General features: G+C 72.5%; 26 protein-coding genes and 1 riboswitch. Of the genes, 14 read left to right on the plus strand and 12 right to left on the minus strand.

Annotated features, from left to right (window positions below; all coding sequences use genetic code 11):
- Positions 1 to 7: 7 nt before the first annotated feature.
- The 7 genes from sdhA to ACZ58N_RS06330 all read left to right on the plus strand — a co-directional run bounded on the left by sdhA (position 8) and on the right by ACZ58N_RS06330 (position 5,746).
- Complete coding sequence (gene sdhA / locus ACZ58N_RS06300; protein WP_471156218.1) at positions 8 to 1,762, plus strand: succinate dehydrogenase flavoprotein subunit; 1,755 nt, start codon at positions 8 to 10, stop codon at positions 1,760 to 1,762.
- Positions 1,762 to 2,529, plus strand: a complete 768-nt coding sequence (locus tag ACZ58N_RS06305) for a succinate dehydrogenase iron-sulfur subunit (RefSeq protein ID WP_388888328.1) — start codon at positions 1,762 to 1,764, stop codon at positions 2,527 to 2,529. The genes sdhA and ACZ58N_RS06305 overlap by 1 nt, the downstream gene beginning before the upstream one ends.
- Positions 2,530 to 2,656: 127 nt before the next feature.
- Positions 2,657 to 3,178, plus strand: coding sequence for a hypothetical protein (locus ACZ58N_RS06310; protein ID WP_471156220.1), 522 nt, complete (start codon positions 2,657 to 2,659; stop codon positions 3,176 to 3,178).
- Positions 3,179 to 3,254: 76 nt separating this feature from the next.
- A complete protein-coding gene (locus tag ACZ58N_RS06315) occupies positions 3,255 to 4,022 on the plus strand; it encodes an alpha/beta fold hydrolase (protein WP_471156223.1) in 768 nt (255 codons plus the stop codon).
- 147 nt (positions 4,023 to 4,169) lie between these two features.
- A complete protein-coding gene (locus tag ACZ58N_RS06320) occupies positions 4,170 to 4,574 on the plus strand; it encodes a hypothetical protein (protein WP_471156225.1) in 405 nt (134 codons plus the stop codon).
- A 3-nt stretch (positions 4,575 to 4,577) separates the two neighbouring features.
- Positions 4,578 to 5,003, plus strand: a complete 426-nt coding sequence (locus tag ACZ58N_RS06325; protein ID WP_471156227.1) for a thiol-disulfide oxidoreductase DCC family protein — start codon at positions 4,578 to 4,580, stop codon at positions 5,001 to 5,003.
- Positions 5,004 to 5,014: 11 nt separating this feature from the next.
- A complete protein-coding gene (locus ACZ58N_RS06330) occupies positions 5,015 to 5,746 on the plus strand; it encodes a TetR family transcriptional regulator (RefSeq protein ID WP_471156230.1) in 732 nt (243 codons plus the stop codon).
- A 52-nt stretch (positions 5,747 to 5,798) separates the two neighbouring features.
- Here the strand turns inward: ACZ58N_RS06330 and ACZ58N_RS06335 are convergent, their stop codons facing one another.
- On the minus strand, positions 5,799 to 7,124 hold the full coding sequence (locus ACZ58N_RS06335; protein WP_471156233.1) for an MFS transporter: 1,326 nt from the start codon (positions 7,122 to 7,124) through the stop codon (positions 5,799 to 5,801).
- A 104-nt stretch (positions 7,125 to 7,228) separates the two neighbouring features.
- Here ACZ58N_RS06335 and ACZ58N_RS06340 point away from each other — a divergent pair, with 104 nt between their 5' ends.
- On the plus strand, positions 7,229 to 7,741 hold the full coding sequence (locus ACZ58N_RS06340; protein WP_471156236.1) for a MarR family winged helix-turn-helix transcriptional regulator: 513 nt from the start codon (positions 7,229 to 7,231) through the stop codon (positions 7,739 to 7,741).
- A 37-nt stretch (positions 7,742 to 7,778) separates the two neighbouring features.
- Here ACZ58N_RS06340 and ACZ58N_RS06345 read toward each other — a convergent pair whose 3' ends face one another.
- From ACZ58N_RS06345 to ACZ58N_RS06355, 3 genes are all read right to left on the minus strand, one after another.
- A complete protein-coding gene (locus ACZ58N_RS06345; RefSeq protein WP_471156238.1) occupies positions 7,779 to 9,335 on the minus strand; it encodes an ABC transporter substrate-binding protein in 1,557 nt (518 codons plus the stop codon).
- 99 nt (positions 9,336 to 9,434) lie between these two features.
- Positions 9,435 to 10,835 (minus strand): metallophosphoesterase, encoded by a 1,401-nt coding sequence (locus tag ACZ58N_RS06350; protein WP_471156241.1) that lies wholly within the window; start codon positions 10,833 to 10,835, stop codon positions 9,435 to 9,437.
- Positions 10,832 to 11,077, minus strand: coding sequence for an SCO4848 family membrane protein (locus tag ACZ58N_RS06355; RefSeq protein ID WP_389706381.1), 246 nt, complete (start codon positions 11,075 to 11,077; stop codon positions 10,832 to 10,834). The genes ACZ58N_RS06350 and ACZ58N_RS06355 overlap by 4 nt, the downstream gene beginning before the upstream one ends.
- Before the next feature lie 178 nt (positions 11,078 to 11,255).
- Here ACZ58N_RS06355 and ACZ58N_RS06360 point away from each other — a divergent pair, with 178 nt between their 5' ends.
- Positions 11,256 to 12,458: a D-alanyl-D-alanine carboxypeptidase family protein gene (locus tag ACZ58N_RS06360; RefSeq protein ID WP_471156589.1), complete on the plus strand. Its 1,203-nt coding sequence runs from the start codon at positions 11,256 to 11,258 to the stop codon at positions 12,456 to 12,458.
- A 56-nt stretch (positions 12,459 to 12,514) separates the two neighbouring features.
- Here ACZ58N_RS06360 and ACZ58N_RS06365 read toward each other — a convergent pair whose 3' ends face one another.
- The 4 genes from ACZ58N_RS06365 to ACZ58N_RS06380 all read right to left on the minus strand — a co-directional run bounded on the left by ACZ58N_RS06365 (position 12,515) and on the right by ACZ58N_RS06380 (position 16,957).
- Entirely contained in the window at positions 12,515 to 13,480 is a 966-nt protein-coding gene (locus tag ACZ58N_RS06365) for a YhjD/YihY/BrkB family envelope integrity protein (RefSeq protein WP_471156243.1), read from the minus strand.
- Positions 13,481 to 13,637: 157 nt separating this feature from the next.
- Positions 13,638 to 14,234 (minus strand): 2'-5' RNA ligase family protein, encoded by a 597-nt coding sequence (locus ACZ58N_RS06370; RefSeq protein ID WP_471156244.1) that lies wholly within the window; start codon positions 14,232 to 14,234, stop codon positions 13,638 to 13,640.
- Between the two features lie 139 nt (positions 14,235 to 14,373).
- Positions 14,374 to 15,387 carry a tryptophan--tRNA ligase gene (gene trpS / locus ACZ58N_RS06375; RefSeq protein WP_471156246.1) on the minus strand — a complete coding sequence of 338 codons (1,014 nt, stop codon included), beginning with the start codon at positions 15,385 to 15,387 and terminating at the stop codon, positions 14,374 to 14,376.
- Between the two features lie 301 nt (positions 15,388 to 15,688).
- Positions 15,689 to 16,957 carry a serine hydroxymethyltransferase gene (locus ACZ58N_RS06380; RefSeq protein ID WP_471156248.1) on the minus strand — a complete coding sequence of 423 codons (1,269 nt, stop codon included), beginning with the start codon at positions 16,955 to 16,957 and terminating at the stop codon, positions 15,689 to 15,691.
- A 36-nt stretch (positions 16,958 to 16,993) separates the two neighbouring features.
- Positions 16,994 to 17,084: riboswitch (ZMP/ZTP riboswitch) on the minus strand.
- 110 nt (positions 17,085 to 17,194) lie between these two features.
- On the opposite strand from ACZ58N_RS06380, the gene rocD reads away from it, so the two are divergent.
- A complete protein-coding gene (gene rocD / locus ACZ58N_RS06385) occupies positions 17,195 to 18,400 on the plus strand; it encodes an ornithine--oxo-acid transaminase (protein WP_471156250.1) in 1,206 nt (401 codons plus the stop codon).
- A gap of 69 nt (positions 18,401 to 18,469) precedes the next feature.
- Here the strand turns inward: rocD and ACZ58N_RS06390 are convergent, their stop codons facing one another.
- Positions 18,470 to 19,672, minus strand: a complete 1,203-nt coding sequence (locus tag ACZ58N_RS06390; RefSeq protein ID WP_471156252.1) for a glutathionylspermidine synthase family protein — start codon at positions 19,670 to 19,672, stop codon at positions 18,470 to 18,472.
- A 4-nt stretch (positions 19,673 to 19,676) separates the two neighbouring features.
- Positions 19,677 to 19,979 carry a hypothetical protein gene (locus ACZ58N_RS06395; RefSeq protein WP_471156254.1) on the minus strand — a complete coding sequence of 101 codons (303 nt, stop codon included), beginning with the start codon at positions 19,977 to 19,979 and terminating at the stop codon, positions 19,677 to 19,679.
- Positions 19,980 to 20,117: 138 nt separating this feature from the next.
- On the opposite strand from ACZ58N_RS06395, the gene ACZ58N_RS06400 reads away from it, so the two are divergent.
- The 3 genes from ACZ58N_RS06400 (at position 20,118) to ACZ58N_RS06410 (ending at position 22,927) form a co-directional block, all read left to right on the plus strand.
- Entirely contained in the window at positions 20,118 to 20,960 is an 843-nt protein-coding gene (locus ACZ58N_RS06400) for a DMT family protein (RefSeq protein ID WP_471156592.1), read from the plus strand.
- Positions 20,961 to 21,053: 93 nt separating this feature from the next.
- Positions 21,054 to 22,442, plus strand: coding sequence for a serine hydrolase domain-containing protein (locus ACZ58N_RS06405; protein WP_471156255.1), 1,389 nt, complete (start codon positions 21,054 to 21,056; stop codon positions 22,440 to 22,442).
- A 134-nt stretch (positions 22,443 to 22,576) separates the two neighbouring features.
- A complete protein-coding gene (locus ACZ58N_RS06410) occupies positions 22,577 to 22,927 on the plus strand; it encodes a hypothetical protein (protein ID WP_453439818.1) in 351 nt (116 codons plus the stop codon).
- 20 nt (positions 22,928 to 22,947) lie between these two features.
- Here the strand turns inward: ACZ58N_RS06410 and pdxR are convergent, their stop codons facing one another.
- The gene (pdxR, locus tag ACZ58N_RS06415; protein WP_471156258.1) at positions 22,948 to 24,351 is read right to left on the minus strand and encodes a MocR-like pyridoxine biosynthesis transcription factor PdxR; all 1,404 of its coding nucleotides are present in this window, start codon (positions 24,349 to 24,351) and stop codon (positions 22,948 to 22,950) included.
- 46 nt (positions 24,352 to 24,397) lie between these two features.
- Here pdxR and ACZ58N_RS06420 point away from each other — a divergent pair, with 46 nt between their 5' ends.
- Positions 24,398 to 24,904, plus strand: a complete 507-nt coding sequence (locus tag ACZ58N_RS06420; protein ID WP_471156595.1) for a carboxymuconolactone decarboxylase family protein — start codon at positions 24,398 to 24,400, stop codon at positions 24,902 to 24,904.
- 75 nt (positions 24,905 to 24,979) lie between these two features.
- Here the strand turns inward: ACZ58N_RS06420 and ACZ58N_RS06425 are convergent, their stop codons facing one another.
- Positions 24,980 to 25,978, minus strand: a complete 999-nt coding sequence (locus ACZ58N_RS06425) for a hypothetical protein (protein ID WP_471156260.1) — start codon at positions 25,976 to 25,978, stop codon at positions 24,980 to 24,982.
- Between the last annotated feature and the right edge of the window lie 85 nt (positions 25,979 to 26,063).

A 26,063-nucleotide genomic window follows, 5' to 3' on the forward strand; every position in this document is an offset into this window, starting at 1 on the left:
GAATCCCATGAAGATCCACAAGTACGACACCGTCATCGTCGGCGCAGGTGGCGCCGGCATGCGCGCCGCCATCGAGGCGACGAAGCGCAGCCGCACCGCGGTGCTGACGAAGCTCTACCCCACCCGCTCCCACACGGGCGCCGCGCAGGGCGGCATGGCCGCCGCGCTGGCCAACGTGGAGGACGACAACTGGGAGTGGCACACCTTCGACACGGTCAAGGGCGGTGACTACCTGGTCGACCAGGACGCCGCCGAGATCCTGGCGAAGGAGGCCATCGACGCGGTCCTGGACCTCGAAAAGATGGGCCTGCCGTTCAACCGCACCCCGGACGGCACCATCGACCAGCGCCGCTTCGGCGGGCACTCCCGCAACCACGGCGAGGCGCCGGTCCGCCGGTCCTGCTACGCCGCGGACCGCACCGGTCACATGATCCTCCAGACGCTGTACCAGAACTGCGTCAAGGAGGGCGTGGAGTTCTTCAACGAGTTCTACGTCCTGGACCAGCTCCTGGTCGAGGAGGACGGCGTCACGAAGTCGGCCGGCGTGGTCGCGTACGAGCTCGCCACCGGCGAGATCCACGTGTTCCAGGCGAAGTCCGTCATCTACGCCTCCGGCGGCACCGGCAAGTTCTTCAAGGTGACCTCCAACGCGCACACCCTCACCGGTGACGGCCAGGCGGCCTGCTACCGCCGGGGCCTGCCGCTGGAGGACATGGAGTTCTTCCAGTTCCACCCGACGGGCATCTGGCGCATGGGCATCCTGCTGACGGAGGGCGCCCGCGGTGAGGGCGGCATCCTCCGCAACAAGGACGGCGAGCGCTTCATGGAGAAGTACGCGCCGGTCATGAAGGACCTCGCGTCCCGTGACGTCGTCTCGCGCTCCATCTACACGGAGATCCGTGAGGGCCGCGGCTGCGGTCCCGCCGGTGACCACGTGTACCTGGACCTGACGCACCTGCCGCCGGAGCAGCTCGACGCGAAGCTCCCGGACATCACCGAGTTCGCCCGTACGTACCTCGGCATCGAGCCGTACACGGACCCGATCCCGATCCAGCCCACCGCGCACTACGCCATGGGCGGCATCCCGACCAACGTCGAGGGTGAGGTCCTGCGCGACAACACCACCGTCGTCCCCGGCCTGTACGCGGCCGGCGAGGTCGCCTGCGTGTCGGTGCACGGCGCGAACCGTCTGGGCACGAACTCGCTGCTGGACATCAACGTCTTCGGCAAGCGCTCGGGCATCGCCGCGGCGGCGTACGCCCACGCGCACGACTTCGTCGAGCTGCCGGAGAACCCGGCGCAGCAGGTCGCCGACCTGGTCGAGCGCCTGCGCAACTCCACGGGCCACGAGCGGGTCGCCGACCTGCGTCTGGAGCTCCAGGAGACGATGGACGCCTGCGTGATGGTGTTCCGCACGGAGCAGACCATCAAGACGGCGGTCGACAAGATCGCGGAGCTGCGCGAGCGCTACAAGAACGTGTCCGTGCAGGACAAGGGCAAGCGCTTCAACACGGACCTGCTGGAGGCCATCGAGCTGGGCAACCTGCTCGACCTGGCCGAGGTCATGGCCGTGTCCGCGCTCGCGCGCAAGGAGTCCCGCGGCGGTCACTACCGCGAGGACTACCCGAACCGCGACGACGTCAACTTCATGCGCCACACCATGGCGTACCGCGAGGTCGACGCCGACGGCAAGGACTCCGTCCGGCTGGACTACAAGCCCGTCGTCGTCACCCGCTACCAGCCGATGGAGCGTAAGTACTGATGGCCACCCCGACCCTGTCCAAGACGGACCAGATGGAGGCGGCGGCCGCCGCCTCGCCGTTCATCACGGTGACGTTCCGGATCCGCCGGTTCAACCCGGAGGTCTCGGAGGAGTCGACCTGGCAGGACTTCCAGGTCGAGATCGACCCGAAGGAGCGCGTGCTCGACGGTCTCCACAAGATCAAGTGGGACCTCGACGGCACGCTGACCTTCCGTCGTTCGTGCGCGCACGGCATCTGCGGTTCCGACGCGATGCGGATCAACGGCAAGAACAGGCTCGCCTGCAAGACGCTGATCAAGGACATCAACCCGGAGAAGCCGATCACCGTCGAGGCCATCAAGGGCCTCACGGTGATGAAGGACCTCGTCGTCGACATGGAGCCCTTCTTCCAGGCGTACCGGGACGTCATGCCGTTCCTGGTCACCAAGGGCAACGAGCCGACGCGCGAGCGCCTGCAGTCCGCCGAGGACCGCGAGCGCTTCGACGACACCACCAAGTGCATCCTGTGCGCCGCGTGCACGTCCTCGTGCCCGGTGTTCTGGAACGACGGCCAGTACTTCGGCCCGGCGGCGATCGTCAACGCCCACCGCTTCATCTTCGACTCGCGCGACGAGGCCGGTGAGCAGCGGCTGGAGATCCTGAACGACAAGGACGGCGTGTGGCGTTGCCGCACGACCTTCAACTGCACCGACGCGTGCCCGCGAGGCATCGAGGTCACGAAGGCGATCCAGGAAGTCAAGCGCGCCCTCATCACGCGCCGCTTCTGATCCCCGATCGACGTGACGGAGGCCCGCACCCCTCGGGGGGTGCGGGCCTCCGTCACGTCGCGGCGAGCGGCGAAGCCGGCCTCCGGGCGGGTACGGGGGCACGGGCCGCTGTGGAAAGATCGGCCGTATGAGTGAGCAGCAGCCGAATCCGTATGCGGGCGGGCCGGGCGGGCAGCCCGGACCGGGTGACTACACGTGGGGCCCGGGCGAGCCCAGTTACGGTTACCCGCAGCCCTATCCGACCACGCCGCCGCCGTACCAGCCCACCATGGGCGCGGGCCTGCCCGCTCCCCTTCCCGGCCCGATGGGCGGCATGTTCGCGCTGGGCGACATCACCATCTCGGGCGACCAGATCATCACGCCCTCGGGGACGATGCCGCTCCGGGGCGCGGTGTGGAACGCCACCGACTTCTCCCGGACGGAGGAGAAGATCCCGACGCACGCGATCGTGCTGGCCATCGTCTTCGCCCTGTTCTGCCTGGTCGGCCTGCTGTTCCTGCTGATGAAGGAGAAGGTGACCACCGGCTACATCCAGGTCACGGTCACCAGTGGCGGCCGCCATCACTCGACGATGATCCCGGCGACCGACGCGTACGCCATGCAGTGGGTCATGGGGCAGCTCAACCACGCCCGGTCGCTGAGCATCTGAGGCCGGGCCGGCCCGACCGCCGTGCCCGCGCGCAAACGCGGTGGCGGCGGGGTCCCGGCCACGGGAGGATCGCGCCATGATCCTTTCCCATGACGTGACCGGGCCCGTCGGCGCGCCCGCCGTGGTCCTGCTGCACTCCTCCGTCTGCGACCGGCGCATGTGGGACCCCCAGTGGGTGCCGCTCGCCGAGGCCGGTTTCCGGGTCGTCCGCGCGGACTTCCGTACCTGCGGGGAGTCGCCCGCCGCCGACGCCCCCTACAGCGACCACGGCGACGTGCTGGCCCTGTTGGACCGACTCGACATCCACCGCGCCGCGTTCGTCGGCTCCTCCTACGGCGGCAGGGTCTCCCTGCGGATCGCCGCCCTGCACCCGGAGCGGGCCTCTCGCCTGGCACTGCTCTGCCCGGGCCGGCCGGGGCTGTCGCCGGACGGACCGGAGGTGCGCGCGTACGGCGCGGCCACGGACGCCCTCCTGGCCGCCGGGGATCTGGAGGGCGCGGCGGAGTTGAGCGCCCGCACCTGGCTCGGCCCGGAGGCCGACGCGGCGGCGCACGCCGCCGTCCGGGACATGGAACTGGGCAACATCAAGGGCGCCCTGGCCGACACCGGGGACCACGAACTCCCCGAACCCGGGATCGACCTGGGTGCCGTCACCGCACCGGTGCTCGCGATCGGCGGCGCCCACGACCTCCCCGACTACCGCCGCATCCCGGCCGACCTGCCCGCCCTCGTCCCGGGCGCGGAGCACCGCGAACTGCCCTGGGCGGGGCACCTGCCGTCACTGGAGCGGCCGCGGGAGATCACCGCCCTGCTGCTCGACTTCCTCGGCGACGCGGGCCGGTAGGGCCGCTCCGGCCGGAGGCGCCGGCGTCGTGGGCGCCTCCACCCACCCATAACCCTGAACCCGTTCAAAATTTAGCTTGAACCTGTTCAAAAAGAGGTCTACAGTCAACGACGTCAGCAGTTGAACACGTTCAAAGGGGCTGGGGCAATGGACCTCACCGTGGTCGCGTACGTCATCTACCTGCTCATCAGCATCGGACTCACCGTCTGGGTGGCCCGTACGCTCAGCCGCAACGGCCGGGTCTTCATCGGCGACGTCCTCCAGGGGAACGAGAAGCTCGCCGACGCCGTCAACCAGCTCCTGGTGGTCGGCTTCTACCTCGTGAACATCGGGTTCGTGACCCTGTACCTGCGGTCGAGCGAGGACATCACCGCGGCCCGCGACCTCTTCGAGGCGCTGTCGGTCAAGCTCGGCGTCGTCCTGCTCGTGCTCGGCGTCATGCACCTCGGGAACGTGTGGGTGCTCAACAGGATGCGCCGCCGGGGCGTCATGGAGCGCCAGCACACCCCGCCGGTCGCCCCGCAGGGTTGGACCCCGCAGGCCGGGGTCTGAGCGATGGGACCGTCGTCGGCGCCCGTCCGGCACCTGACCGTCCTCTACGACGCCAACTGCCCGGTCTGCGTCCACATCCGGCACTGGCTGCTGTCGCAGCGGTGGCTCGTACCGCTGCGGCTGGTGCCGGCCGCGTCCTACGAGGCGCGGCACCGCTTCCCGCGACTGGACCACGCGGCGACCCTCCGGGACATCACGGTGGTCGGTGACAGGGGACAGGTGTGGAGCGGCACGGACGCCTTCATCGTCTGCCTGTGGGCGCTCGCCGAGCACCGGCCGAAGGCGAACTGGCTGGCCACACCGGCCGGCCGGCCCTTCGCCAAGGCGGCCATGCACACGGCAGCCGCCGTACGGCACGCGGTACGGACCGATCCCGGGGCGGAGCCCGGAGGCGCACTCTGTGACGAGCAGTGCCCCACACCCCGATAAGGTCGGACACCGTGACAGATCAGAAGGCGCCCAAGAGCGAGCAGACCCGGACGCTCATCCTGGAAACCGCGCTCCGGCTCTTCCAGGAGCGCGGGTTCGACAAGACGACCATGCGGGGCATCGCCAAGGAGGCGGGGGTCTCGGTCGGCAACGCCTACTACTACTTCGAGTCGAAGGAACACCTGGTCCAGGGGTTCTACGACCGGATCGGCGCCGCCCACCAGGCAGCCGTCCGGCCGATCCTGGACCAGGAGACCGACCTGCAGAAGCGGCTCGCCGGGGTACTGACGTCGTGGTTGGACATCGCCGCGCCCTACCACGAGTTCGCCTCCCAGTTCTTCAAGAACGCGGCGGACCCCGAGAGCCCGCTCAGCCCCTTCTCACCGGAATCCGAGCCGGCGCGCAAGGCGGCGATCGACATGCACCGCGAGGTGCTGGCCGGCGCGAAGACGAAGGTTCCGGACGAACTGGCCGACGTCCTGCCCGAGCTGATGTGGCTCTCGCAGATGGGGCTGGTCCTGTACTGGGTCTTCGACCGCTCGCCGGACAGCCGGAAGACCAGGCGGCTCGCGGAGCGCGGCGCGCAACTGACGACCCGGGGCATCGTCCTGGCCCGGTTCCGGGTGCTGCGCCCGCTGGTGCGCGAGGTCCACGAGTTGTTCGCGGACTTTCTGCCGGGCATGGCCCAGACGGCCGTTTCGCGCGGCAAGCGGGCCTCGGACCCGTACCCCGACGAGGCGTAGCCGCCGAGGCACGGCCGATCCGGGAGGGTCGGGGCCCCGGGACCCGGGGACTTCACGCCCCGAGCACCAGAAGACCTGCGGCGGCCGGGCCGAAGGCGCCGCCGAGCTGGTAGGCCAGGGTGAACAGGCCGATGGCCGCGGGTCGTCGCCCCGCGTCCGGGGCGGCGGCCACCGCGTGCGTGGACAGGACGGCGTTGGCGGCGGTGGCGGTGAACACGCCCGCCGCCGTGGCGGCCAGCAGCAGGGGGCCGGAGTCCGCGAGGACCGCCGTCAGGGCGGAGGCGGCCCCGGTCGCGGCCAGCACCGTGCGGACGGCCGCGCGGCTCATGCGGGCCGAGGCGGCGGCGAGCGGCCAGGACAGGGCGGATCCGGCGAGCAGCGCGAGGAGTTGCCCGGTCCCGACGGCGCCCGGATCCCAGCCGGCGCGGTCGGCGAGCAGCCGGGGCACCGACAGGAGCACCGTGAAGTAGGACGTCGACACGGTGAGGGCGAGCAGCGCCGAGACCACGAAGACCGGCCTGCGGAGCAGGGCGACCGGTACGAAGCCCTCGGGGCGGCGGCGTACGTGCAGGACGAGCAGCACGGCGGCGACGAGGGCCGCGCCCAGGGCGGCGAGCGGGGCGGTCGCCAGCAGCGCGAGGGCGGTGACGAGGGCGGTCAGCAGGGCGGCGCCGCGGGCGTCGAAGCGGCCGGGGGCGGGCGCGGACGCGGCCCGCACCTCGGCGGCGCGGCGGCCGACGGCCGGGACGGCGAGCAGGGCGACCACCGGCAGGGCGAGGGCGAGCCGCCAGGAGGCGTTGTCCGCGAGGGCCCTGCCGAGGAGCGGCCCGGACGCCCCGAGCACGCCGAAGCCGGCGCTGACGACGCCCATCCGGCGGGCGGTTCCGGCGAGGCCGATGGCGACGGCGACGAACCCGGCGCCGCCCGCGGCCTGGGCGCAGCGGCCGAACAGGGTGAGCGGCAGCCACGGGGAAACGACGACGACCAGGGCTCCGACCGCGACCAGGGCGGCGGACAGCCGCAGCAGGGCGGACGTGCCGCGGTGGCGCGACAGTCCGGCGAGGAGCGGCGTGGCGACGGCCACGGCCCAGCCGAAGGCGGTGAGCAGTTGGGCGACGGCGCCCGCCGGGACGCCGAGGGAGCCTGCGATGTCGGGCACGATCAGCACCGGCGCGTTGGCCCCCGCGGCCAGGGGTGCGGCCAGCAGGGCGAGCAGGAGCGCGGGAACGGGGCGGCCGGCGGGAGTGGTTGCGGTGGGCGCGGCAGCCGCGACCGGGGCGGTCCCCGCGCCGCGGGCGCCGGGGATGGCCGGTGCGGTGTCCGGGGAGTGGGTGGCGGGGGTGGCCGCTGCGGTGCGTGGGCAGTGGGTGGCGGACATGGCGCCGACCTCGCTTCTCTCAACATTGATCATCTCAACGTTGAGATAAAAACAGACCCACTACCTCAACGTCAAGTCTCTTAACGTTGAGGTATTCTTCGGGCATGGAGAACGACATGGTGGCCCACGTCATCGACCAGTGGACCGCGGAGCGCCCCGACCTGGCGGACGACCTGTGGCCGGTGGAGGCGGTGGGGCGGATCCAGCGGATGACCCGGATCATCGACAAGCAGCTCAAGACCTTCATGGCGGAACACGGCCTGGAGGTCGGCGAGTTCGACGTGCTGGCAAGTCTGCGCCGGTCGGGCCCCCCGTACGCGCTGACCGCCGGGGCCCTGCTCCCCGCCGCCATGGTGACCTCGGGCGCCATCACCAACCGCATCGACCGGCTGGAGGCCAAGGGGCTGGTCGAGCGGGTGCGCGACGACGCCGACCGGCGCTCGGTGCGCATCCGGCTCACGGAGCGGGGCCTGGAGACCAGCGGCAAGGTGATGGAGGCCCACCTCCGGCACTACGCCCGACTGCTGGACCCCCTGGGCCGCGACGGGACGGCCGCCCTCGCCGAGGCCCTGCGCACCCTCCTACTGGCCCACGGGGACACCCCGGCGCTCGACTGACCGGGTGCCGTCCGGGACCCGCCCGGGAGCCGGCCCGTCAGAGCCGGTTCAGCTCCCACAGGCGCCACACGCCCGTGCCGTCGGAGAGGTACTGCGCGCCGGCGACCGCCTCGCGGGACAGGACGTAGTCCTTCTTCTGCCAGATCGGCAGCATCGGGACCTGCTGGGCGACGACCTTCTGCAACTCGCGGAAGTCCGCGGCGGCCCCGGCCCGGTCCGAGAAGGACTGGGTACGGGTGATCAGGTCGTCGACGGCCTTGTCGGAGAAGCCGTTGTTCATGCTGGACCCCGCGCCGACGAGCGGCGCGAGGAAGTTGTCGGCGTCCGGGAAGTCGGCGATCCAACCGATCGTGTAGGCGTCGTACTCCCCCGCCGCGTAGCCCTTCTGGAAGTCGGCCCACGCCTCGACCGGCTTGACGGTCACCTGGAAGAGGCCGGTGGCGTCCAGCTGCCGCTCGATCTCCGCGGCCTCGGCCACGTTCGCGCCGCGCGCGTTGACGCCCAGCGTCAGCGGGACGGGCGCGGTGATCCCGGCGTCCTTGAGGAGCTTGCGGGCGAGCGTCCCGTTCGGTGAGGGGTACGCGTCGAAGAAGGGCGTGCTGTGCGCCGCGATGCCCGCCGGGACGAGGGAGTACAGCGGGGTGACGGTGCCCTTGTGGACGTCCCCGGAGATCTTCGAGCGGTCCAGCACGGCGGCCACGGCCTGGCGCACGGCCGGCTTGGCCGCCGCCGAGCCCGGTCGCACGTTGAAGACCACACCGCGGGTCTCCGTACCGCCGGAGGCCTGGTAGCGGGTGTCCTTCATGCCCGGATCGAGGCCCGCGAGGACCTCGGGCGGCATGTCGCGGTGCGCGACCTCGACCTTCCGCTCCCGCCAGGCCTTGTCGAGGTCGGCGGAGTCCTTGAAGTACCGGACGGTGACGTTCGCCCGCGCGGGCCTGCCCTGTCCCTTGTACGCCCGGTTCGGCTTCAGCTCGGCGCTCGCGCCCGGCTCGTACGCGCCGAGGGCGTACGGGCCGCTGCCGTCGACCGCGTCACCCTCGCGGAGCGCGTCGGCCGGGTACTTCTCGCTGTCGACGATCGAGGCCGCACCCGTAGCGATCTTGAAGGGGAAGGTGGCGTCACGGGCGGACAGATTGAAGGTGACGGTGCGCCCCTCCGCGTGGACCGACGCCAGGGTGTTGAAGAGCGGGGCCGGTCCCTGCTCGGAGTTGATCCGCTTGATCCGGTCGAACGAGAACTTCACGTCCTCGGCGGTGATCGCGCGCCCACCGAAGAACGTCAGGTCCGGGCGGAGTTCGCACTGGTAGGTCGTCAGCTTCTGCCCGACGAACTTGCAGGAGGAGGCGGCGTCCGGGACGGGGATGTCGGAGCCCGGCTTGATGGTCAGCAGCGACTGGTACACGTTGCTGAACAGGGCCCAGGAGCCGGCGTCGTAGGCGCCGGCCGGGTCGAGCGCCGACACGACGTCGGTCGTCCCGACCCGGATCACCGCCTTGCCGTCGTCCCCGGTGGGCAGCAACTGCCACCCGCCGACGCCCGCGGCGGCCAGGACCAGACCCGCCGCAATCACCTTCGAGCGGACAGACCGCATCCCTTGAACCCCGCTATTCGAACCAGGTATCCGACTATCGGTCACCCAATCACGGAAGATCAACGGGCGGAAGGGTCGCGATGAACCGATCGGCCCTGGTCAGGCCTGGTATGAGGCGAGTTCGACGACGGTGATGTCGGACGGCGCCCCGACCCGGACGGGCGGGCCCCAGGCGCCTGCGCCGCGGGACACGTACAACTGGGTGTCGCCGTAGCGCTCCAGGCCCGCGACGGTGGGGTTGGCCAGCTCGGCGAGGTACTTGCCGGGCCAGAGCTGTCCGCCGTGGGTGTGACCGGACAGCTGGAGGTCCACCCCGTGCCGTACGGCGTCGTCGATCACGATCGGCTGGTGGGCGAGGAGCACCGAGGTCCGGGAGCGGTCGCGGTCGCCGAGCGCCGCCACGAAGTCGGGGCCCTGCCCCTCGGTCTCCCCGGCGATGTCGTTGACCCCGGCGAGGTCGAAGTACGGCAGTTCGCGACGGGCGTTCTCCAACGGGTTCAGGCCGAGTTCGCGGACGTGGTCCACCCACTGCTGGGCGCCGGAGAAGTACTCGTGGTTCCCGGTGACGAAGAAGGTTCCGTGCCGGGACGTCAGTCCGCGCAGCGGCTCGGCGGCGGGGCCGAGGTCCGCGACGTCACCGTCGACGAGGTCGCCGACGATCGCGATCAGGTCCGGCTGCGTGCGGTTGACGGTGTCGACGATCCGCTGCGCGTGGGCCCGGCCGAGGACGGCCCCGAGGTGGACGTCGCTCACGACGGCGATGCGGAAGCCGTGCGCGGCGCGGGGCAGCCGGGCCAGCGGCACCTGGACGCGCTTCACGCGCGGCCCGCGGAGCACCCCGTACGTGCCCGTGCCGACGGTCGCGGCGGTGGCGACCAGGGCCGCGCCGCCGAGCGCCCGCGAGACGAACAGTCGGCGGGTGACCCCGTCGGGCCCCTCGCCCGGGGCGCCCCCGGTGACCGGCGAAGGGGCCGTGGCCACGTCGCCCGGCCCGGATCCGGCGGCGCCGGTGTCACCCGAGGCGGAACCCGTGCCCGTGCCCGTGGCGGCACCCGTTCCCGCGCTCGTGCCCGTGGCGGCACCCGTTCCCGCACCGGTTCCCGCACCCGTGGCCGCGTCCTCGCGGACCAGGGGCTCCGGGTCCTGCGGGGAGGCGGCCGGGGCGGTCGGGGCAGCGGTGCGCGCGGGGCGGCGCAGCCAGACGCGCCGCACCACCTCGGCCACCAGCATGGACAGCGTCAGGTACAGGAGGACCGCCAGCCACATGAAGCCCGGCCAGGCGACCAGCTGCTGGAGCCAGAAGGGCGCGCCGGCACGGCCGGCGGTGAGGGCGGCCACCGCCAGCACGGGCAGGACGAAGGCGGCGACGGTGCCCGCGCGACGGACCGCGGACCCCGGGCGGGTCGTGTCGCGGACCAGCCGGACCCAGAGCCAGCGGTGCACGGACGCCAGCAGCGCGAGCACCGCCAGGACGATCAGCACAAAGACAAATACGGTCATCTTGATTCCCGACGCAGAGTCATCACGCTACGCAACCCGATCACACCAACGGCCGTCCCCAGGAGAAAGGAGGCCACAGCGAGGAGAAGGTGGACCCAGAAGTACCCCGTAGGGTCACCGGCCGTGTCGAAGGACAGGCCGCTGCCGTTCTTCCACAGGTTCCGGACGAAGGAAATCCAGATGAACCAGCTCCACACTCCGAAGGCGAGCAGGAACCAGGAGGAGGTTCGGCTGAGTTTCATGACCCCAGTATCGGTTCGGTACCCAGGACGGACGCGCCGGGGTGGGCTGTCCCGGCGGTGGTTGCGGCGGGTTGGCCGGTCCACGACGGCAGACAGTCCATCAGGATGTACTTTCACCTGCGTGTCTGCCAAGAAGACCGCGCTGACGGTCCTGTCCGCCGCGCTGCTGGTGCCCGCGATGCTCGCCGCCCCCGCCCACGCCACCCCGCAACCGGCACCGCCGACCGCGGACGGCAAGGGGCGTCCCTTCAGGGCCAAGGCCGCTCCCGCGCCCCCCGCGTCGATGTCCACCGTCGGCGGGGCCTCGCTCGGGCAGCCCGGCACCCAGGTGAACCTGCTGCCCGGCGCGCCCGCCCTGCCGGCGAACCTCACCGGACGGTCCTGGATCGTGGCCGACGCCGAGACCGGCGAGGTCCTGGCGGCCCACAACGCCCACTGGCGGCTGCCGCCGGCCTCGACGATGAAGATGCTCTTCGCCGACACGGTGCTGCCGAGCCTGCCCAAGGAGCAGGTCCACAAGGTCACCTGGGAGGACATGGCCGACGTCGGGCCGGGCAGCAGTCTCGTCGGGGTGAAGGAGGAGCACGAGTACACGGTCCACGACCTGTGGCTCGGGGTGTTCCTGAAGTCGGGCAACGACGCCGTGCACGTGCTTTCGGCCATGAACGGCGGCATCGACAAGACCGTCAAGGACATGCAGGCGCACGCCGAGGAGCTCCAGGCGCTGGACACCCACGTGGTGTCGCCCGACGGGTACGACGCCCCGGAGCAGGTTTCGAGCGCCTACGACCTCACCCTCATCGCCCGCTCCGGCCTGCAGAAGCAGGACTTCCGGGAGTACTGCGGCACGGCGACGGCGCAGTTCCCCGGTCGGCAGGAGGGCGGCAAGCCCCGCGAGTACTTCGAGATCCAGAACAGCAACCGGCTGATGACGGGCGCGGGCGGCATCAGCCCGTACAAGGGCATCGCCGGGGTGAAGAACGGCAACACCACCATGGCGGGCTCCACCTTCACGGGCGCCGCCCAGCAGGGGTCGAAGAAGCTGCTGGTCACGGTCATGAACCCGGACACCGGCGGAGCCAACTCGGTCTACGAGGAGACGGCCGCGCTCTTCGACTGGGGGTTCTCGGCGGCCGGGAAGGTCAAGCCGATCGGCGAGCTGGTGCCGCCGAAGAGCGCGGACACCAAGTCGCACGGCTCCCCCGCCCAGTCCCACGAGAACAACCCCTCCGCGGGCGGCGACGACTCGGGGAGCAGTGGGATCGGTACGGCGATGGGCATCGCGGGCGGGGTGCTGGCCGTCCTCGCGGGCGGGGCCTTCGTGGTGAACCGCCGCTGGCCGCGCGGACGCCGCGGCCCGGGCGGCGGCCGGAGCGCCTGAGCCCCGGCCGGGCGGGAGACGGTGGGCGGGGCCCGGGCGGTCGGGCGGTCGGGTGGTCAGGTGGTTCGCGGCGTGGGCCGGGAGCCGGGATCCGCGACCGGTGTCGGTGCCGGGTCCCCCTCGCCGTCCCCGGCCGTGTCCTCGCCACCGGCGCCGGCCTCGACCGGGTCGTCGCCGTCGCGGGTCGCGGTCCAGGCGGAGCAGTAGAGCAGCAGCTTGGCCATGAAGTTGATCCACAGCAGCAGGGCGATCGGCACGCCGAAGGCCCCGTACATGCTCTTGCCGGCGACTTCCCGGATGTAGCCGCTGAGCAGCAGCTTCAGCAGCTCGAACCCGGCGGCGCCGATCAGGGCGGCCTGGATCAGACGGGCGCGCGGGGGTTCGACGCCGGGCAGCAGGGTCAGGACGTAGAGCAACAGCAGGAAGGCCGCGACGACGCCCACCAGGAAGGCGGCGGTGCGCAGCAGCACGCCGCCCGCGCCGGCGGAGGACAGGCCGAGCGCCTCGCCGGACTTGCCGACCGCGCTGGCCCCGATGATCGACGCGGCGGCGGAGGCGAGGCCCGCGCCGCCGAGTCCGAGGAGGACGAGGGCGTCCTTGCCCTTGCGGGCGATGGGGTTGCCCTCGTCCTCGTCGTCCTTCTCCCAGACCGCGCGCAGGCAGTCCCGCATCGAGCCGACCCAGCCGATGCCGGTGAGGAGCAGCAGGGCGGCGGCGACGAGGCCGACCGTCCCGGCGTTGGCGACGAGTCCGTTGATGTCGAGCTGGTCCGAGATGCCGGGGACCTGGTCGGAGAGGTTCTTCTGGAGCCGGTCGAGCTGTTCCTGGCTGAGCAGGCCGGCGCCGACGGCTGCCGCCACGGTGATCAGCGGGAAGAGCGCGAGGAAGCTGATGAAGGTGATGGCGGCAGCGAGCCTGGTCCAGTGCACGCGGTCGAGCCGTTCGTACGAACGCCACGCGTGCGTCCGCATGGCGGCGGACACCAGGGGCCCGATCACCGGGAGTTTCGTCAGCCAGTCCATGGGGCCACCGTAATTGAGCTGCCGGAAATAGCGGGGATTGCCCGTTTCGGGTACTACGGTCGTCGATTGTGACTTTTTGCCCGACGGCCCGTCCGTTCCACGTCCTGGTCCTGCGCAGCCTCAGGTTCCGCACCGTCCAGGCCCTGCGACCGCTGCGTCAGGAGCGACGGCCCGTCGCCTCGGCGGCCGCGCCGGCGGGTGACCCGGACTGCGCGGGGATGCCCGTCGGGCCCGTTCCGAACGGGTACTCGCGCAGCTTGCGCCACACGCCGTCCGAGCCCTGCTCGTAGAGCGCGAAGCCCTCGCACAGCCACTCGGCGGCGTAGTCGGCGAGCTCCGTGTGGGCCCGGTCCATCGCCTCCTCGGAGATCCCGTGGGCGACGGTGACGTGCGGGTGGTACGGGAAGGCCAGCTCGCGGCTGATGGGGCCGTCGGGGTCCCGGACGCACCCCTGGAGGCGGGTGCAGCCCGCGGCGCCCTCGGCGAGCTTGACGAAGACGACCGGCGAGAGGGGACGGAAGGTTCCCGTCCCGGCCAGCCGCATCGCGAAGGGCCGGAAGGACAGCGCGACCTCGGCCAGGTGGGCCCGGATCTGCGGCAGCCGGTCCGTGTCCACCTCGGTGGGCGGTACGAGGGTGACGTGCGTGGGGATGCCGTGCGCGGCGACGTCCCCGAAGCCCGCGCGCAGCGCCTGGAGTCGGCTGCCGTACGGCTCCGGGACCGCGATCGAAACGCCGAGCGTTGCGGTCCCCACGTGTGTCTCCTCCGTATGTCTGCGGGCGCGGTGGCCGGACGGTGCGAGCGCCGGTCGGGCCGGTGCGGCACCGCCGGTCGTGCGGTGCTGCCGCCAGTGTGGCGGCAGCACCCCCCCTACCGCCAGGGGCGTCGGCGCGTCAGTGCTTGGCGGGCAGGAAACCGAGGCGGTCGTACGTCTGTGCCAGGGTCTCGGCGGCGACCGCCCGGGCCTTCTCCGCGCCCTTGGCCAGCAGGGAATCCAGGGTCTCCGGGTCGTCCAGGTACTCCTGGGTGCGCTGCTTGAAGGGTGTGACGAAATCGACCATCACGCCGGCCAGATCGGTCTTCAGCGCGCCGTACCCCTTGCCCTCGTAACGGGCCTCCAGGGCGGGGATCGTCTCGCCGGTGAGGGTGGAGTAGATGGTGAGCAGGTTGCTGACGCCGGGCTTCTCCACGGCGTCGAAACGGATCTCCGCCTCGGTGTCCGTGACCGCGCTCTTGATCTTCTTCTCGGTGACCTTGGGCTCGTCGAGGAGGTTGACCAGGCCCTTGGGGGACGAGGCCGACTTCGACATCTTGATCGCCGGGTCCTGGAGGTCGTAGATCTTCGCGACCTCCTTGACGATGTGCGCGGCGGGCAGCGTGAAGGTCGGGCCGAAGCGGGTGTTGAAGCGCTCGGCGAGGTCGCGGGTCAGCTCGATGTGCTGGCGCTGGTCCTCGCCGACCGGGACGGCGTTCGCCTGGTACAGCAGGATGTCGGCGACCTGGAGGATCGGGTACGTGAACAGGCCGACGGTCGCGTTGTTGACGCCGCCCTTGGCGGACTTGTCCTTGAACTGCGTCATCCGGGAGGCCTCGCCGAACCCGGTGATGCAGTTCATGACCCAGCCGAGCTGGGCGTGCTCGGGCACGTGGCTCTGGACGAAGAGCGTGCAGCGCTCGGGGTCCAGGCCGGCCGCGAGGAGCTGGGCGACGGAGAGGCGGGTGTTCGCGCGGAGGTCCTTCGGATCCTGCGGCATCGTGATCGCGTGGAGGTCGACCACCATGTAGAAGGCGTCGTGCGTCTCCTGCAGGGCGACGTACTGACGGATGGCTCCGAGGTAGTTCCCGAGGTGGAACGAACCGGAGGTGGGCTGGATACCGGAGAGCGCGCGAGGACGATCAGAAGCCATGGCCACATTCTCTCAGGTGCGGGGGCACGCTCCGGCCCCGCGCCGGCCGGAACCGGTCCGCGGCGTTGGCGTGCGGGCGACGGTCGGGGCACCCCCGCCCTGACGTGCGGCGGGGCCCGTCCGGGTACCGGGCGGTAGCGGGGCGGCCGGATCCCGCCCCGGCCGAGCGACCGCTTTGCGCCGCCGGTCTGCGCTGCCCGCACCGGCCGGACGACCGCTCCCGCCGCCCGCACGCCCGCCCCGTTCCCGGGCGGGCGGCGGACGGGACGACGGCCGACCGGGGAACGGGGCGGGCGGTCCGTCAGGCGGTCGGCAGGCCCGGCGCCGGGAAGGCCGCCATCAGGTCGGTGACCTCCGCGCGGACCGCCGCGAGGGCCGCCCCGTCGCCCTTCGCCGCGGCGTCCACCGACCGGGCGATCCACTCCGCGACCAGCGGCATGTGCCCGGTCGACAGGCCGCGCGAGGTGAGCGACGGGGTGCCGATGCGGATGCCGGACGGGTCGAACGGCTTGCGCGTGTCGAACGGGACGGTGTTGTGGTTGACGACGATGCCCGCGCGGTCCAGCGCCTTGGCCGCGACCTTGCCCGGCACCTCGCGCGAGGTCAGGTCCATCAGGATCAGGTGGTTGTCCGTGCCGCCGGACACCAGGTCGAAGCCCCGGGCCGACAGTTCACCGGCCAGCGCCTTCGCGTTGGCCACCACCGCGTGGGCGTACGCGGTGAACGACGGCTGGGCGGCCTCGTGCAGGGCCACCGCGATGCCCGCGGTCGTCTGGTTGTGCGGGCCGCCCTGGAGGCCCGGGAACACGGCCTTGTCGATGGCTTTGGCGTGCTCCTCGCGGCACATCAGCATCGCGCCGCGCGGACCGCGCAGGGTCTTGTGGGTGGTCGTGGAGATCACGTCGGCGTGCTCCGCCGGGGAGGGGTGCGCGCCGCCGGCGATCAGGCCCGCGATGTGGGCGACGTCGGCGACGAGGACCGAGCCCGCCTCCTTCGCGATCGAGGCGAAGGCCTCGAAGTCGATCGTGCGCGGCAGGGCGGTACCGCCGCAGAAAATGATCTTCGGGCGCTCGGCGAGGGCCAGTTCGCGCACGGCGTCGTAGTCGATCCGGCCGGTCCCGGCGGAGACCCCGTACTGCACGCCCCGGAACCAGGAGCCCGTCGCGGAGACGCCCCAGCCGTGGGTGAGGTGCCCGCCCATCGGCAGGGCCATGCCCATGACGGTGTCGCCGGGCTTCGCGAACGCCAGGTAGACGGCCAGGTTCGCCGGGGATCCCGAGTACGGCTGCACGTTGGCGTGGTCCACCCCGAACAGGCCCTTCGCCCGCTCGACGGCGAGGGCCTCGACACGGTCGATGTTCTGCTGGCCCTCGTAGTAGCGGCGGCCCGGATAGCCCTCGCTGTACTTGTTCTGGAGCACCGTGCCGGAGGCTTCGAGCACGGCGGCGGACACGTAGTTCTCGCTGGGGATCAGGCGCAGGGTCTCGGCCTGCAGCGCTTCCTCCGCCTCGACGAAGGACGCCAGTTCGGGGTCGGTCGAGAAGAGGGCGGGGTGGCGGCGCGCGTTCATGGCGGCTCCTCCGGGGTCGATGTCGACATCTCGTCCCCGCGAGGCCCAGGCGAGCGGCCCTGTGTGCGGTCGTGCGCGCACGACTCCCCCGGAGTCCGTTCTCCGTGCGCCAGTCGCCGTGCGTGCCGCCCACCTTAGCGGGCGCGCCGCAAGAAAGGTTTCTCCGTCCGGTCCGCGAGCGAGGATGGACAGTGACGCCACCCTCGTCACAGGCCCTGACGGACGATCGGAGACCCCGTGTCGACTACTGCTGATGCCATCCGCTCCGCCGACGCGCACAGCGCGCACAACTATCACCCCCTGCCCGTCGTCATCGCCTCGGCGGAGGGCGCCTGGATGACCGACGTGGAGGGCCGCCGGTACCTCGACATGCTCGCCGGGTACTCGGCGCTCAACTTCGGTCACGGCAACCGCCGGCTGATCGACGCCGCCCGCGCCCAGTTGGAGCGGGTCACCCTGACCTCCCGCGCCTTCCACCACGACCGCTTCGCCGACTTCTGTACGGAGCTGGCGGCGTTGTGCGGCAAGGAGATGGTCCTGCCCATGAACACGGGCGCCGAGGCCGTGGAGACGGCGGTGAAGACCGCCCGCAAGTGGGGCTACCAGGTCAAGGGCGTGCCGGACGGCCACGCCAAGATCGTGGTGGCCGCCGACAACTTCCACGGCCGCACGACCACCATCGTGTCCTTCTCCACCGACCACGAGGCCCGCGACCACTTCGGCCCCTACACGCCGGGCTTCGAGATCGTCCCGTACGGGGACCTCACGGCACTGGCCGACGCCGTCACCGAGAACACCGTCGCCGTGCTGCTGGAGCCCGTGCAGGGCGAGGCCGGGGTCCTGGTGCCGCCCGCCGGATACCTGCCGGGCGTACGGGAACTGACGCGCGAACGGAACGTCCTGTTCATCGCGGACGAGATCCAGTCGGGCCTCGGTCGGACGGGGAAGACCTTCGCCTGCGACCACGAGGGGGTCGTGCCCGACATGTACGTCCTGGGCAAGGCGCTCGGCGGCGGCGTCGTGCCCGTGTCCGCGGTGGTGGCCGACCGCGACGTCCTCGGGGTGTTCCGGCCCGGCGAGCACGGGTCCACCTTCGGCGGGAACCCCCTCGCCTGCGCGGTCGCCCTGGAGGTGGTCGCGATGCTCCGTTCGGGCGAGTACCAGCAGCACGCCGCCGAACTGGGCGACCACCTGCACCGGGAGCTGAACCTGCTGGTCGGCGGCGGCGCGGTGACCGCCGTGCGGGGGCGCGGGCTGTGGGCCGGTGTGGACATCGACCCGGCCCGCGGGACGGGCCGGGAGATCTCCGAACGGCTGATGGAACTGGGGGTCCTGGTGAAGGACACGCACGGCTCCACGATCCGCATCGCGCCGCCCCTGGTGATCTCCAAGGAGGACCTGGACTGGGGGCTGGACCAGCTCAGGTCCGTCCTCGCCGGCTGACCGGCCGACCCCGCCGACCGGCCCACCGGTCGGCGGGGCGCGGTGCCCGCCGACCGGCCGGCCGACCGGTCAGAGGATGACGTGGGGCAGGAAGCGGGCGTACTCGTCCGTGACCGGCCCCGCCGATTCCCGGATGCCGAGCCCCGCCGACTCCTCCTCGACGACCCACGCGCCGAGGACGACCCGGTTGCCGTCGAAGTCGGGCAGCGGCGCCAGCGCCTGGAAGACGTACGTCTCCCCCTCGGTCGGGACGAACGGCTCGCCCTCCGCGCCCGCCTCGTGGAGCGTGACCCCGGCGCCCTCGCGGCCCAGCAGCGGCTTGGCCACGTAGCCGGTGGAGCCCGGTTCGGCGAGCTCGCGGGGGCCGTCGAGGTAGGCGGGGAGGAGGTTCGGGTGCTCGGGGAACAGCTCCCACAGGATCGCCAGGAGCGCCTTGTTGGCGAGCAGCATCTTCCACACCGGCTCGATCCAGGCGGTGGTACCGGAGCCGCCGCCGTGGTCGTAGGTGCCCAGCACCTGCGGGCCGAACTCGTCGGTGGCCAGCCACTCCCACGGGTAGAGCTTGAAGCAGCCCCGGATGAACCGGAGCTTGTCGTCGACGAAGCGGCCGGACAGGCTGTCCCAGCCGATCTGTTCCACCGACAGGGCGTGCGTGTCGATCCCGGCCTGCTCGGCGGTCTCCTGGAGGTAGGCGACCGTCATGAGGTCCTCGCCCAGCTCGTCCGTCTCGGAGTGCGCGAAGTGCAGCGTGCCGGGCGGCAGCAGTTCGGCCTGGCGGCGCCAGGCCTCGACGAGCCGCTCGTGGAGGGAGTTCCACTGGTCGGCCCCGGGGAAGCGCTCCTCCATCCAGAACCACTGCGGGCTCGCCGCCTCCACCAGGGAGGTGGGGGTGTCGGCGTTGTACTCCAGCAGTTTCGCGGGGCTGCCGGAACCGTCGTAGCGCAGGTCGAAGCGGCCGTAGAGGGAGGGCTGCTCGGCCCGTCGCCGCCAGGACTCCTTGATGAGCGCGACCAGCTTCGGGTCGGTGAGCCCGAGGTCGGCGAAGCGGTCCCGCTCGACGATGTGCGCGGCCGCGGCCAGGCACATGGCGTGCAGTTCCTCGACGACCCCCTCCAGCGCCTCCACCTCGGGAAGCGTGAAGGAGTAGTAGGCACTCTCGTCCCAGTAGGGGCGCAGGGAGTCGTCCGGGAACCGGGTGAGGGGATAGATCAGGCCCTGCTCCTCGACGGTCCTCTGCCAGTCGGGGCGGGGTTCGATGGTGTGGCGTTCCACGGGATCAGCCGCCGCTGGAGCCGGAGTTGCTGTGCCCGCCGATGCCGCCGCGGGTGACGGCCGACTTCTCGAAGCTGCCGCCGGCCACCTTGCCGGCGCTGACGTAACCGCCGTAGTAGTACGAGCCGGACCCGCCGGTCTTGCAGTCCTTGTTGTTCAGGTGCTTCAGCGTGGTGCGGGACGCGCAGCGCTTGTCGGGCTCGTCGCTGCTTCCGCAGGCCACGAGGGTGGCGGCGAGCAGACCCATGCCGCCCAGGGCGACCGCTCCCGACCGCATCCGGCGCCGGGTGGTGTTGCTGGTGTCCATGTGAATTTCGCTCCCCCTGTGTGACGTGTACTGCCGAAGGCTGCCGACAGCGTAGAGCGGGGGCGCGCGGGGATGGAATCCGGCCGCCGTCACACCCTTGTCACGGTCGTGACCTAGAGTCGCTTCGTGCTGATTGGGATGATTTGCGCACCGGGTGCGGCGGTCTGCTTCGGTACGGCGTCGGTTCTCCAGGCGGTGGCGGCGCGGGCGGCGGAGCCGGGTACCGGCTCCGGTGTGGACGCCGCGCTGTTCCTGCGGGCGGTCCGACAGTGGCGGTACCTGCTGGGGCTCGGGCTGGACGGGGCGGGGTTCGTGCTCCAGATCGTGGCCCTTCGGCACCTCCCGATCTACGCGGTGGGGGCGGCGATGGCCTCCAGCCTGGCGGTGACGGCGGTGGTGGCGGCGCGACTGCTGCACGTGCGGCTGTCGGGGCGGGAGTGGGGTGCGGTGGCCGTGGTGTGTGCGGGGCTGCTGATGCTGGGCCTGGCCTCGGGGGCCGAGGGCTCGGGCACCGGGTCGACGGCGCTGGCGTTCGGACTGCTGGCCGCGGCCGCGCTGGTGCTGCTGGTGGGCGCGGCGGCGGGCCGACTGCCGGACGGGCCGCGCGCGCTGGTGCTGGGCCTGGCGGCGGGTACGGGGTTCGGGGTCGTGGAGGTGGCCGTCCGACTCATCGATTCCCTGTCGCTCCGCGAGTTCGCGAACCCGGCGTCGTACGCCCTGCTGCTGGGCGGGGCCGCCGGGTTCCTGCTGCTCACCTCGGCCCTGCAACGCGGCTCGGTGACGGCGGCGACGGCCGGGATGGTGCTGGGCGAGACGATCGGTCCGGCGCTGGTGGGGGTGATCTGGCTCGGCGACCGGACCCGGGAGGGGCTGACCTGGGCGGCGGTCCTCGGCTTCGCGGTGGCGGTGGCGGGTTCGCTCGCGCTGTCGCGCTTCGGGGAGCCCGGGCCGGCGGCTGCGGCACCGACCCCGACGAACTGATTTCACTTAGTTCAACAACCCTCTTGCACTTAGTTCAAGGAGCGGGCTAACTTCCTCTTGAACAAAGTGCAATTCCAGAGGAGGGGACGGAACATGTCGCAGGTAACACTGGCCGGTTTCATCGCGGACGCAGCCGCGGAGTTCGGCGTTCCGGGAGCAGCCGTCGGGGTGTGGCACGGCGGCCGGGAGACGCTCGCCTGCCACGGCGTGACCAGCACGGAGAACCCGCTGCCCGTGGACGGCCGCACGCTGTTCCAGCTGGGGTCCGTCACCAAGACGTACACGGCGACCGCCCTGGTGCGGCTGGCCGAGGAAGGCCTGGTCGACCTCGCCGCCCCCGTCCGCCGCTACGTCCCCGAACTCGCGCTCGCCTCCGAGGAGGTCGCCGGGCGGATCACCGTGCGGAACCTGCTCAACCACACCGCCGGGCTGGACTGGAACCTCGTCGACGACACCGGCGAGGGCGACGACGCGCTCGCCGCCTTCGTCGCGGGCCTGGCCTCCCTCCCCCTGATCGCCGCCCCGGGCAGCCGGGCCTCGTACAGCCAGGCCGGGTACAACCTCGCCGGCCGGATCATCGAGAACGTCACCGGCGTGACCTACGAACAGGCCGTCACCCGGCTCGTCCTCCAACCACTGGCCCTGGACGACACCCTCTTCGCGCCCGGTGACGTCATGACCCGCCGCTTCGCCGTCGGCCACGAGCTCGACGCCGACGGCGCCCCGACCGTCACCCGGCCCTGGAAGGGCACCCGCGGCAACAACCCGGGCGGCGGCATCAGTTCCTCGGTCGTCGACCAACTGCGCTGGGCCCGCTTCCACCTCGGGGACGGCCGCGGCCACGACGGCGCGCCCGTCCTGCCCGCCGCCGCCCTGCACCGGATGCGGCAACCCACCGTCCCCCTGGTCGCGAGCACCCTCGGCGACGCCATCGGCACCGGCTGGTTCCTGCGCGACGTGGACGGCGTGCGCACCGTCGGACACGGCGGATCCGGCTTCGGCCAGTTCGCCGAGCTGCTCATCGTCCCCGAGCGGGACTTCGCCGTCGTCGTGGCCTCCAACGCCGGTCCGGACGCCGGCCTGCTGTTCAACCGGGCCGTCGTCCGGTGGGTCCTGGAACACCGCCTCGGGGTCGTCGACCGCGATCCGGAGCCGCTGCCCCACGACGCCGAACGCGCCGGCGAGATCCTCGGCGACTTCGAGAACGACGTCATGGCCCTGACCATCACCACCGACGGACGGTCCCTGGCCCTCGACGTCCGGATCAAGCCCGCGATCCGCGCCGCCTCGGACACCGACCTGCCCCCCGACCTCCCCCCGGCCGACCTCGGTCTCCTGCCCGGCGACGCGGACGAGTACGTCCTGACCAGCGGCGGCCTCAAGGGACAGCGCGGCTGCTTCACCCGCGACGGGAGCGGCGCGGTCATCGGCGTCGACCTCGCCGGCCGCCTCTTCACCCGGACCGGCCCCACCGCCGGGTGACTCCCCCGCCCGGCACGCCGGGCGGGCTCCCCGGCCCCGTTCATCCGGCCGGCCGCGCACCGGATGCCGGCCGCGGCCGGCCGGTGCAGGCTGCGGGCAAGGACAGCCATCACCGCACAGACGAGGACCGTGCCATGTCCCACCTCCGGCGCATCGGCGTCATCACCGGGGCGGCCGCGCTGCTGCTCACCGCCACCGCCTGCTCGGGCCTCGGCCGGAGCACGGTCGGCACCCTCACCTTCCGCGGCCACGACTCCCCGCTCGAAGTGACCTACACCAACACCCCGGTCAAGGGCTGCCACCGCATCAAGGTGCCGGACGGCGCCACCCACGTCGAGAACAACACCCTCGTCGACGTCGTGCTGTACCGGACGCCGGACTGCAAGAAGCTGGAAGCGGAGGGCGGCATCTACGTCGCCACCACCCTCTCGAACGTCACCGCCCCCCACAGCCTGCCCTGGCGCAGCTTCAGCGTCATCCACTGAGCCCCGGCCGGCCGGGACGCTCAGGGGAGGGTGGCCAGCAGGGCGGCGAGGGCCGGGGCCCAGGCGCTGTCGGACGGGGTGCCGTACCCCACCACCAGCGCGTCCCGCGCGGGCAGGTCGGAGTCCGGGTGCCGGTAGCGCGCGAGGCCCTCCAGGGCCAGGTCCTGCCAGGCCGCGGCCTGCACCAGCGAGCGTTCCGCCCCCGCCGGGAGGTCCAGGACCGCGTGCAGCCCCGCCGCGATGCCGGACACCGGGACCCGCCCGGCCAGGGCGGCCACCAACTCGTCCCGGCGGCGCCGGTAGCGCAGCCGCATGCCGCGCACGTGACGGTCGTAGGCCCCCGAGGTGATGAACCGCGCCAGCGTCAGCTGGTCCAGGGCGCTGGAGGTCCCGTCGGCGGGACCCTTGGCCGCCAGTACCTCGTCCAGGAGGCCGGGCGGGACCACCATCCAGCCCATCCGCAGCGCCGGGGACAGGGACTTGCTCGCCGTGCCCAGGTACACCACCCGGTCGGGGTCCAGTCCCTGGAGCGCTCCGACGGGCTGGCGGTCGTACCGGAACTCCCCGTCGTAGTCGTCCTCCAGGATCAGCGCGCCGCTCGTGCGCGCCCAGTCCACCGCCGCCGCCCGCCGGCCCGGGGTGAGGGCCGCCCCGGTCGGGAACTGGTGCGCGGGGGTGAGCAGCACCGCTCCGGTGCGGGCGCCGAGGTCGGCGAGGTCCGTGGTGCGGGCACCGTCCCCGTCCAGTCGGAGCGGGCGGGTGGTGAGGCCGGCGCCGGTGAGGAGGTCGCGGTGGATGTCCAGGCCGTACCCCTCGACCGCCACGTCCCGGACCCGCCTCCCCCGCAGCACCCGGCCCATCAGCGCCAGCCCGTGGGAGAAGCCCGCGCACAGCACGATCCGGTCCGGGTCGGCGTACACCCCGCGCGCCCGTGCCAGGTAGCCGGCGAGCGCCTCGCGCAGCTCCACCCGGCCGCGGGGGTCCACCGCGTACCCGAAGGCCTCGTTCGGGGCGTCGGTCAACGCCCGCCGGGCCGCCGCCGCCCAGGCCGTACGGGGGAACCCGCCCAGGTCCGGCGAGCCGGGCAGCAGGCTGTACGCGGGCCCACCGCGCGCGGGGCGGCGGGCGCGGGCCGTCGCGGCCGCCCGGCGCGGTCGGGCCCGCTCGGCGACCCGGGTGCCGGAGCCCTGCCGGGCCGTCAGCCAGCCCTCGGCAACGAGTTCGGCGTACGCCTCCGCGACCGTGTTGCGGGCGATCCCGAGATCGACCGCGAAGGACCGGGAGGACGGCAGGCGGGTGCCGGGTGCGAGCCGTCCGCTGCGCGCCGCCTCCCGCAGCGCCTCGGTGAGGGCGGCGCGCAGACCCCGTCCCGCCGCGAGGTCGAGGTGCAGGTCGGCACCGAAAGTGGCCCATGATCCCGTCATGAACATGGACCATAGCGGCGGGCCGCCCGATGCCTACGGTGGAGACATGAACAACCGCACCGGTACCACCGCACTCGCCGCCGAACACGCCCCCCGCATGCAGATGGCCAAGCTGGCCCCCGAGGTCCACAAGGCCGTCCTGGGTCTGGAGATCGCCGCGCGCAAGGGCCTGGACCCGTCCCTGGTCGAGCTGGTGAAGATCCGCGCCTCGCAGGTCAACCACTGCGCCTTCTGCCTCGACATGCACACCAAGGACGCCCTCGCGGCGGGCGAGAGCGTCGAACGCGTCGTACAGCTCGCCGCCTGGGAGGAGTCGCGGCACTTCTACACGGAGAAGGAGCTGGCGGCGATCGAGCTGACCGAGGCCGTCACCGTCCTGACGGACGGCTTCGTGCCCGACGAGGTGTACGCGCGGGCCGCCGCGCAGTTCGAGGAGGCGGAACTGGCCCAGCTGATCGCCGTGATCGCGACGATCAACGTCTGGAACCGGATCGGCGTCACCACCCGCATGACCCCGGGGCACTACACCCCGGGTCAGTACAAGCAGGGCTGAGGAACTCCCGGCCCGGGACGCCACGGGGCGCCCCGGGCGGGGTCGGCGGGTCCGACGGCGGGTCCGTCCGGCGGGTCACTCCGGCCGGAACGACTCCACGGCCGCCGTCAGGTGCGCCCGTACGGTCCCGCCCTCGGCGGCCGGACCGGCCGCCAGCAGCGCCCACCGGTCGCCGCCCGGCGTGGTGACGATCCGCTCCACGCCCCGGCGGCGACCGCCGCTCTCCGCGCTGTCGTACTCGTAGACCAGCTCGCAGGCGCCGCCGGCGACCGGTTCGAGGGAGACCTGCCGGTAGCCCGGGTTGGCGCCCAGCGTCCGGGAGGACGTCCGCAGCAGCTCGCACGAGCCCGTCGAGGCGGGCTCGGTGACCCGGAAGACCTGGAGCAGGGCGCTGCGGTCGCCCGGCGGGCGGTAGAAGGTGCCGCTGCCCATCTCGTCGTGGCTGCGCTGCCAGCCGTCGGGGACGGCGACCGAGAAGCCCGCGCCGTCGCGCACCACGCCGCGGCCGCTGGCGCCCGCGGACGGTTCGGCGCCCGCGCCCGGGGCGGCGCCCGGCGCCGGCGTCGCGCTCGCGGTCGGCGCCCGGCTCGCCTCCGGGTTCGGGTCCGTGCTCGGGGCCGTGCTCGGAACCGCGCTCGGCGCGGGAGCGGCACCGGTCGGGGCCGCCGACGGCTCCCCGGAGGTGGTGAGCGAGACGGCCGGGCCGGGTCCCGCCGCGTTCCCCGACTCCCCCTGCCCGGTCAGTACGTACCACCCGGCGGCGAAGGCCCCGGCGGCCACGACGGCCAGCGCCCCGACCAGCAAGGGACCCCGCGGCCTCGAAGCCGCCCGGGCCCGCGGCGGCGGCGCGGCGACCACGGGCGGCTCGGGGGCCCAGGCCACGTACTGGGGCAGGGGCGGAAGCGGGAGTCCGGGCGGCGGCGCGGCGGACGCGGCATCGGCCCCCGCCGGCGGCACGGGCGGCAGCGACGGGTACGGGGGCTCGGGGTGCGCGGATCCGGGGTGCGGGGGCTCGGCGGGCCGCGGGCCCCAGTCCCACCGCTGCGACTGCCGGTTCCGCTCGTCCTCGCTCACCGGGCGACCCTATTTTCGTCCCGCGTGCACCCGACAGCCGAATTCACGCCAAAGCGCCCCGACCAGGTTTGGCCGGGGCGCTCGG

Source organism: Streptomyces sp. NPDC040432, from assembly GCF_055595445.1.

Coding starts and splice junctions, on each gene's coding strand:
- ACZ58N_RS06405 (WP_471156255.1), top strand. CDS start 21,054: ATGTCGCAGGTAACACTGGCCGGTTTCATCGCGGACGCAGCCGCGGAG.
- ACZ58N_RS06420 (WP_471156595.1), top strand. CDS start 24,398: ATGAACAACCGCACCGGTACCACCGCACTCGCCGCCGAACACGCCCCC.
- sdhA (WP_471156218.1), top strand. CDS start 8: ATGAAGATCCACAAGTACGACACCGTCATCGTCGGCGCAGGTGGCGCC.
- ACZ58N_RS06360 (WP_471156589.1), top strand. CDS start 11,256: ATGCTCGCCGCCCCCGCCCACGCCACCCCGCAACCGGCACCGCCGACC.
- pdxR (WP_471156258.1), bottom strand. CDS start 24,351: ATGACGGGATCATGGGCCACTTTCGGTGCCGACCTGCACCTCGACCTC.
- ACZ58N_RS06355 (WP_389706381.1), bottom strand. CDS start 11,077: ATGAAACTCAGCCGAACCTCCTCCTGGTTCCTGCTCGCCTTCGGAGTG.
- ACZ58N_RS06350 (WP_471156241.1), bottom strand. CDS start 10,835: ATGACCGTATTTGTCTTTGTGCTGATCGTCCTGGCGGTGCTCGCGCTG.
- ACZ58N_RS06335 (WP_471156233.1), bottom strand. CDS start 7,124: ATGTCCGCCACCCACTGCCCACGCACCGCAGCGGCCACCCCCGCCACC.
- ACZ58N_RS06340 (WP_471156236.1), top strand. CDS start 7,229: ATGGAGAACGACATGGTGGCCCACGTCATCGACCAGTGGACCGCGGAG.
- ACZ58N_RS06395 (WP_471156254.1), bottom strand. CDS start 19,979: ATGGACACCAGCAACACCACCCGGCGCCGGATGCGGTCGGGAGCGGTC.
- ACZ58N_RS06400 (WP_471156592.1), top strand. CDS start 20,118: ATGATTTGCGCACCGGGTGCGGCGGTCTGCTTCGGTACGGCGTCGGTT.
- ACZ58N_RS06310 (WP_471156220.1), top strand. CDS start 2,657: ATGAGTGAGCAGCAGCCGAATCCGTATGCGGGCGGGCCGGGCGGGCAG.
- ACZ58N_RS06305 (WP_388888328.1), top strand. CDS start 1,762: ATGGCCACCCCGACCCTGTCCAAGACGGACCAGATGGAGGCGGCGGCC.
- ACZ58N_RS06320 (WP_471156225.1), top strand. CDS start 4,170: ATGGACCTCACCGTGGTCGCGTACGTCATCTACCTGCTCATCAGCATC.
- ACZ58N_RS06410 (WP_453439818.1), top strand. CDS start 22,577: ATGTCCCACCTCCGGCGCATCGGCGTCATCACCGGGGCGGCCGCGCTG.
- ACZ58N_RS06345 (WP_471156238.1), bottom strand. CDS start 9,335: ATGCGGTCTGTCCGCTCGAAGGTGATTGCGGCGGGTCTGGTCCTGGCC.
- ACZ58N_RS06325 (WP_471156227.1), top strand. CDS start 4,578: ATGGGACCGTCGTCGGCGCCCGTCCGGCACCTGACCGTCCTCTACGAC.
- trpS (WP_471156246.1), bottom strand. CDS start 15,387: ATGGCTTCTGATCGTCCTCGCGCGCTCTCCGGTATCCAGCCCACCTCC.
- ACZ58N_RS06380 (WP_471156248.1), bottom strand. CDS start 16,957: ATGAACGCGCGCCGCCACCCCGCCCTCTTCTCGACCGACCCCGAACTG.
- ACZ58N_RS06315 (WP_471156223.1), top strand. CDS start 3,255: ATGATCCTTTCCCATGACGTGACCGGGCCCGTCGGCGCGCCCGCCGTG.
- ACZ58N_RS06365 (WP_471156243.1), bottom strand. CDS start 13,480: ATGGACTGGCTGACGAAACTCCCGGTGATCGGGCCCCTGGTGTCCGCC.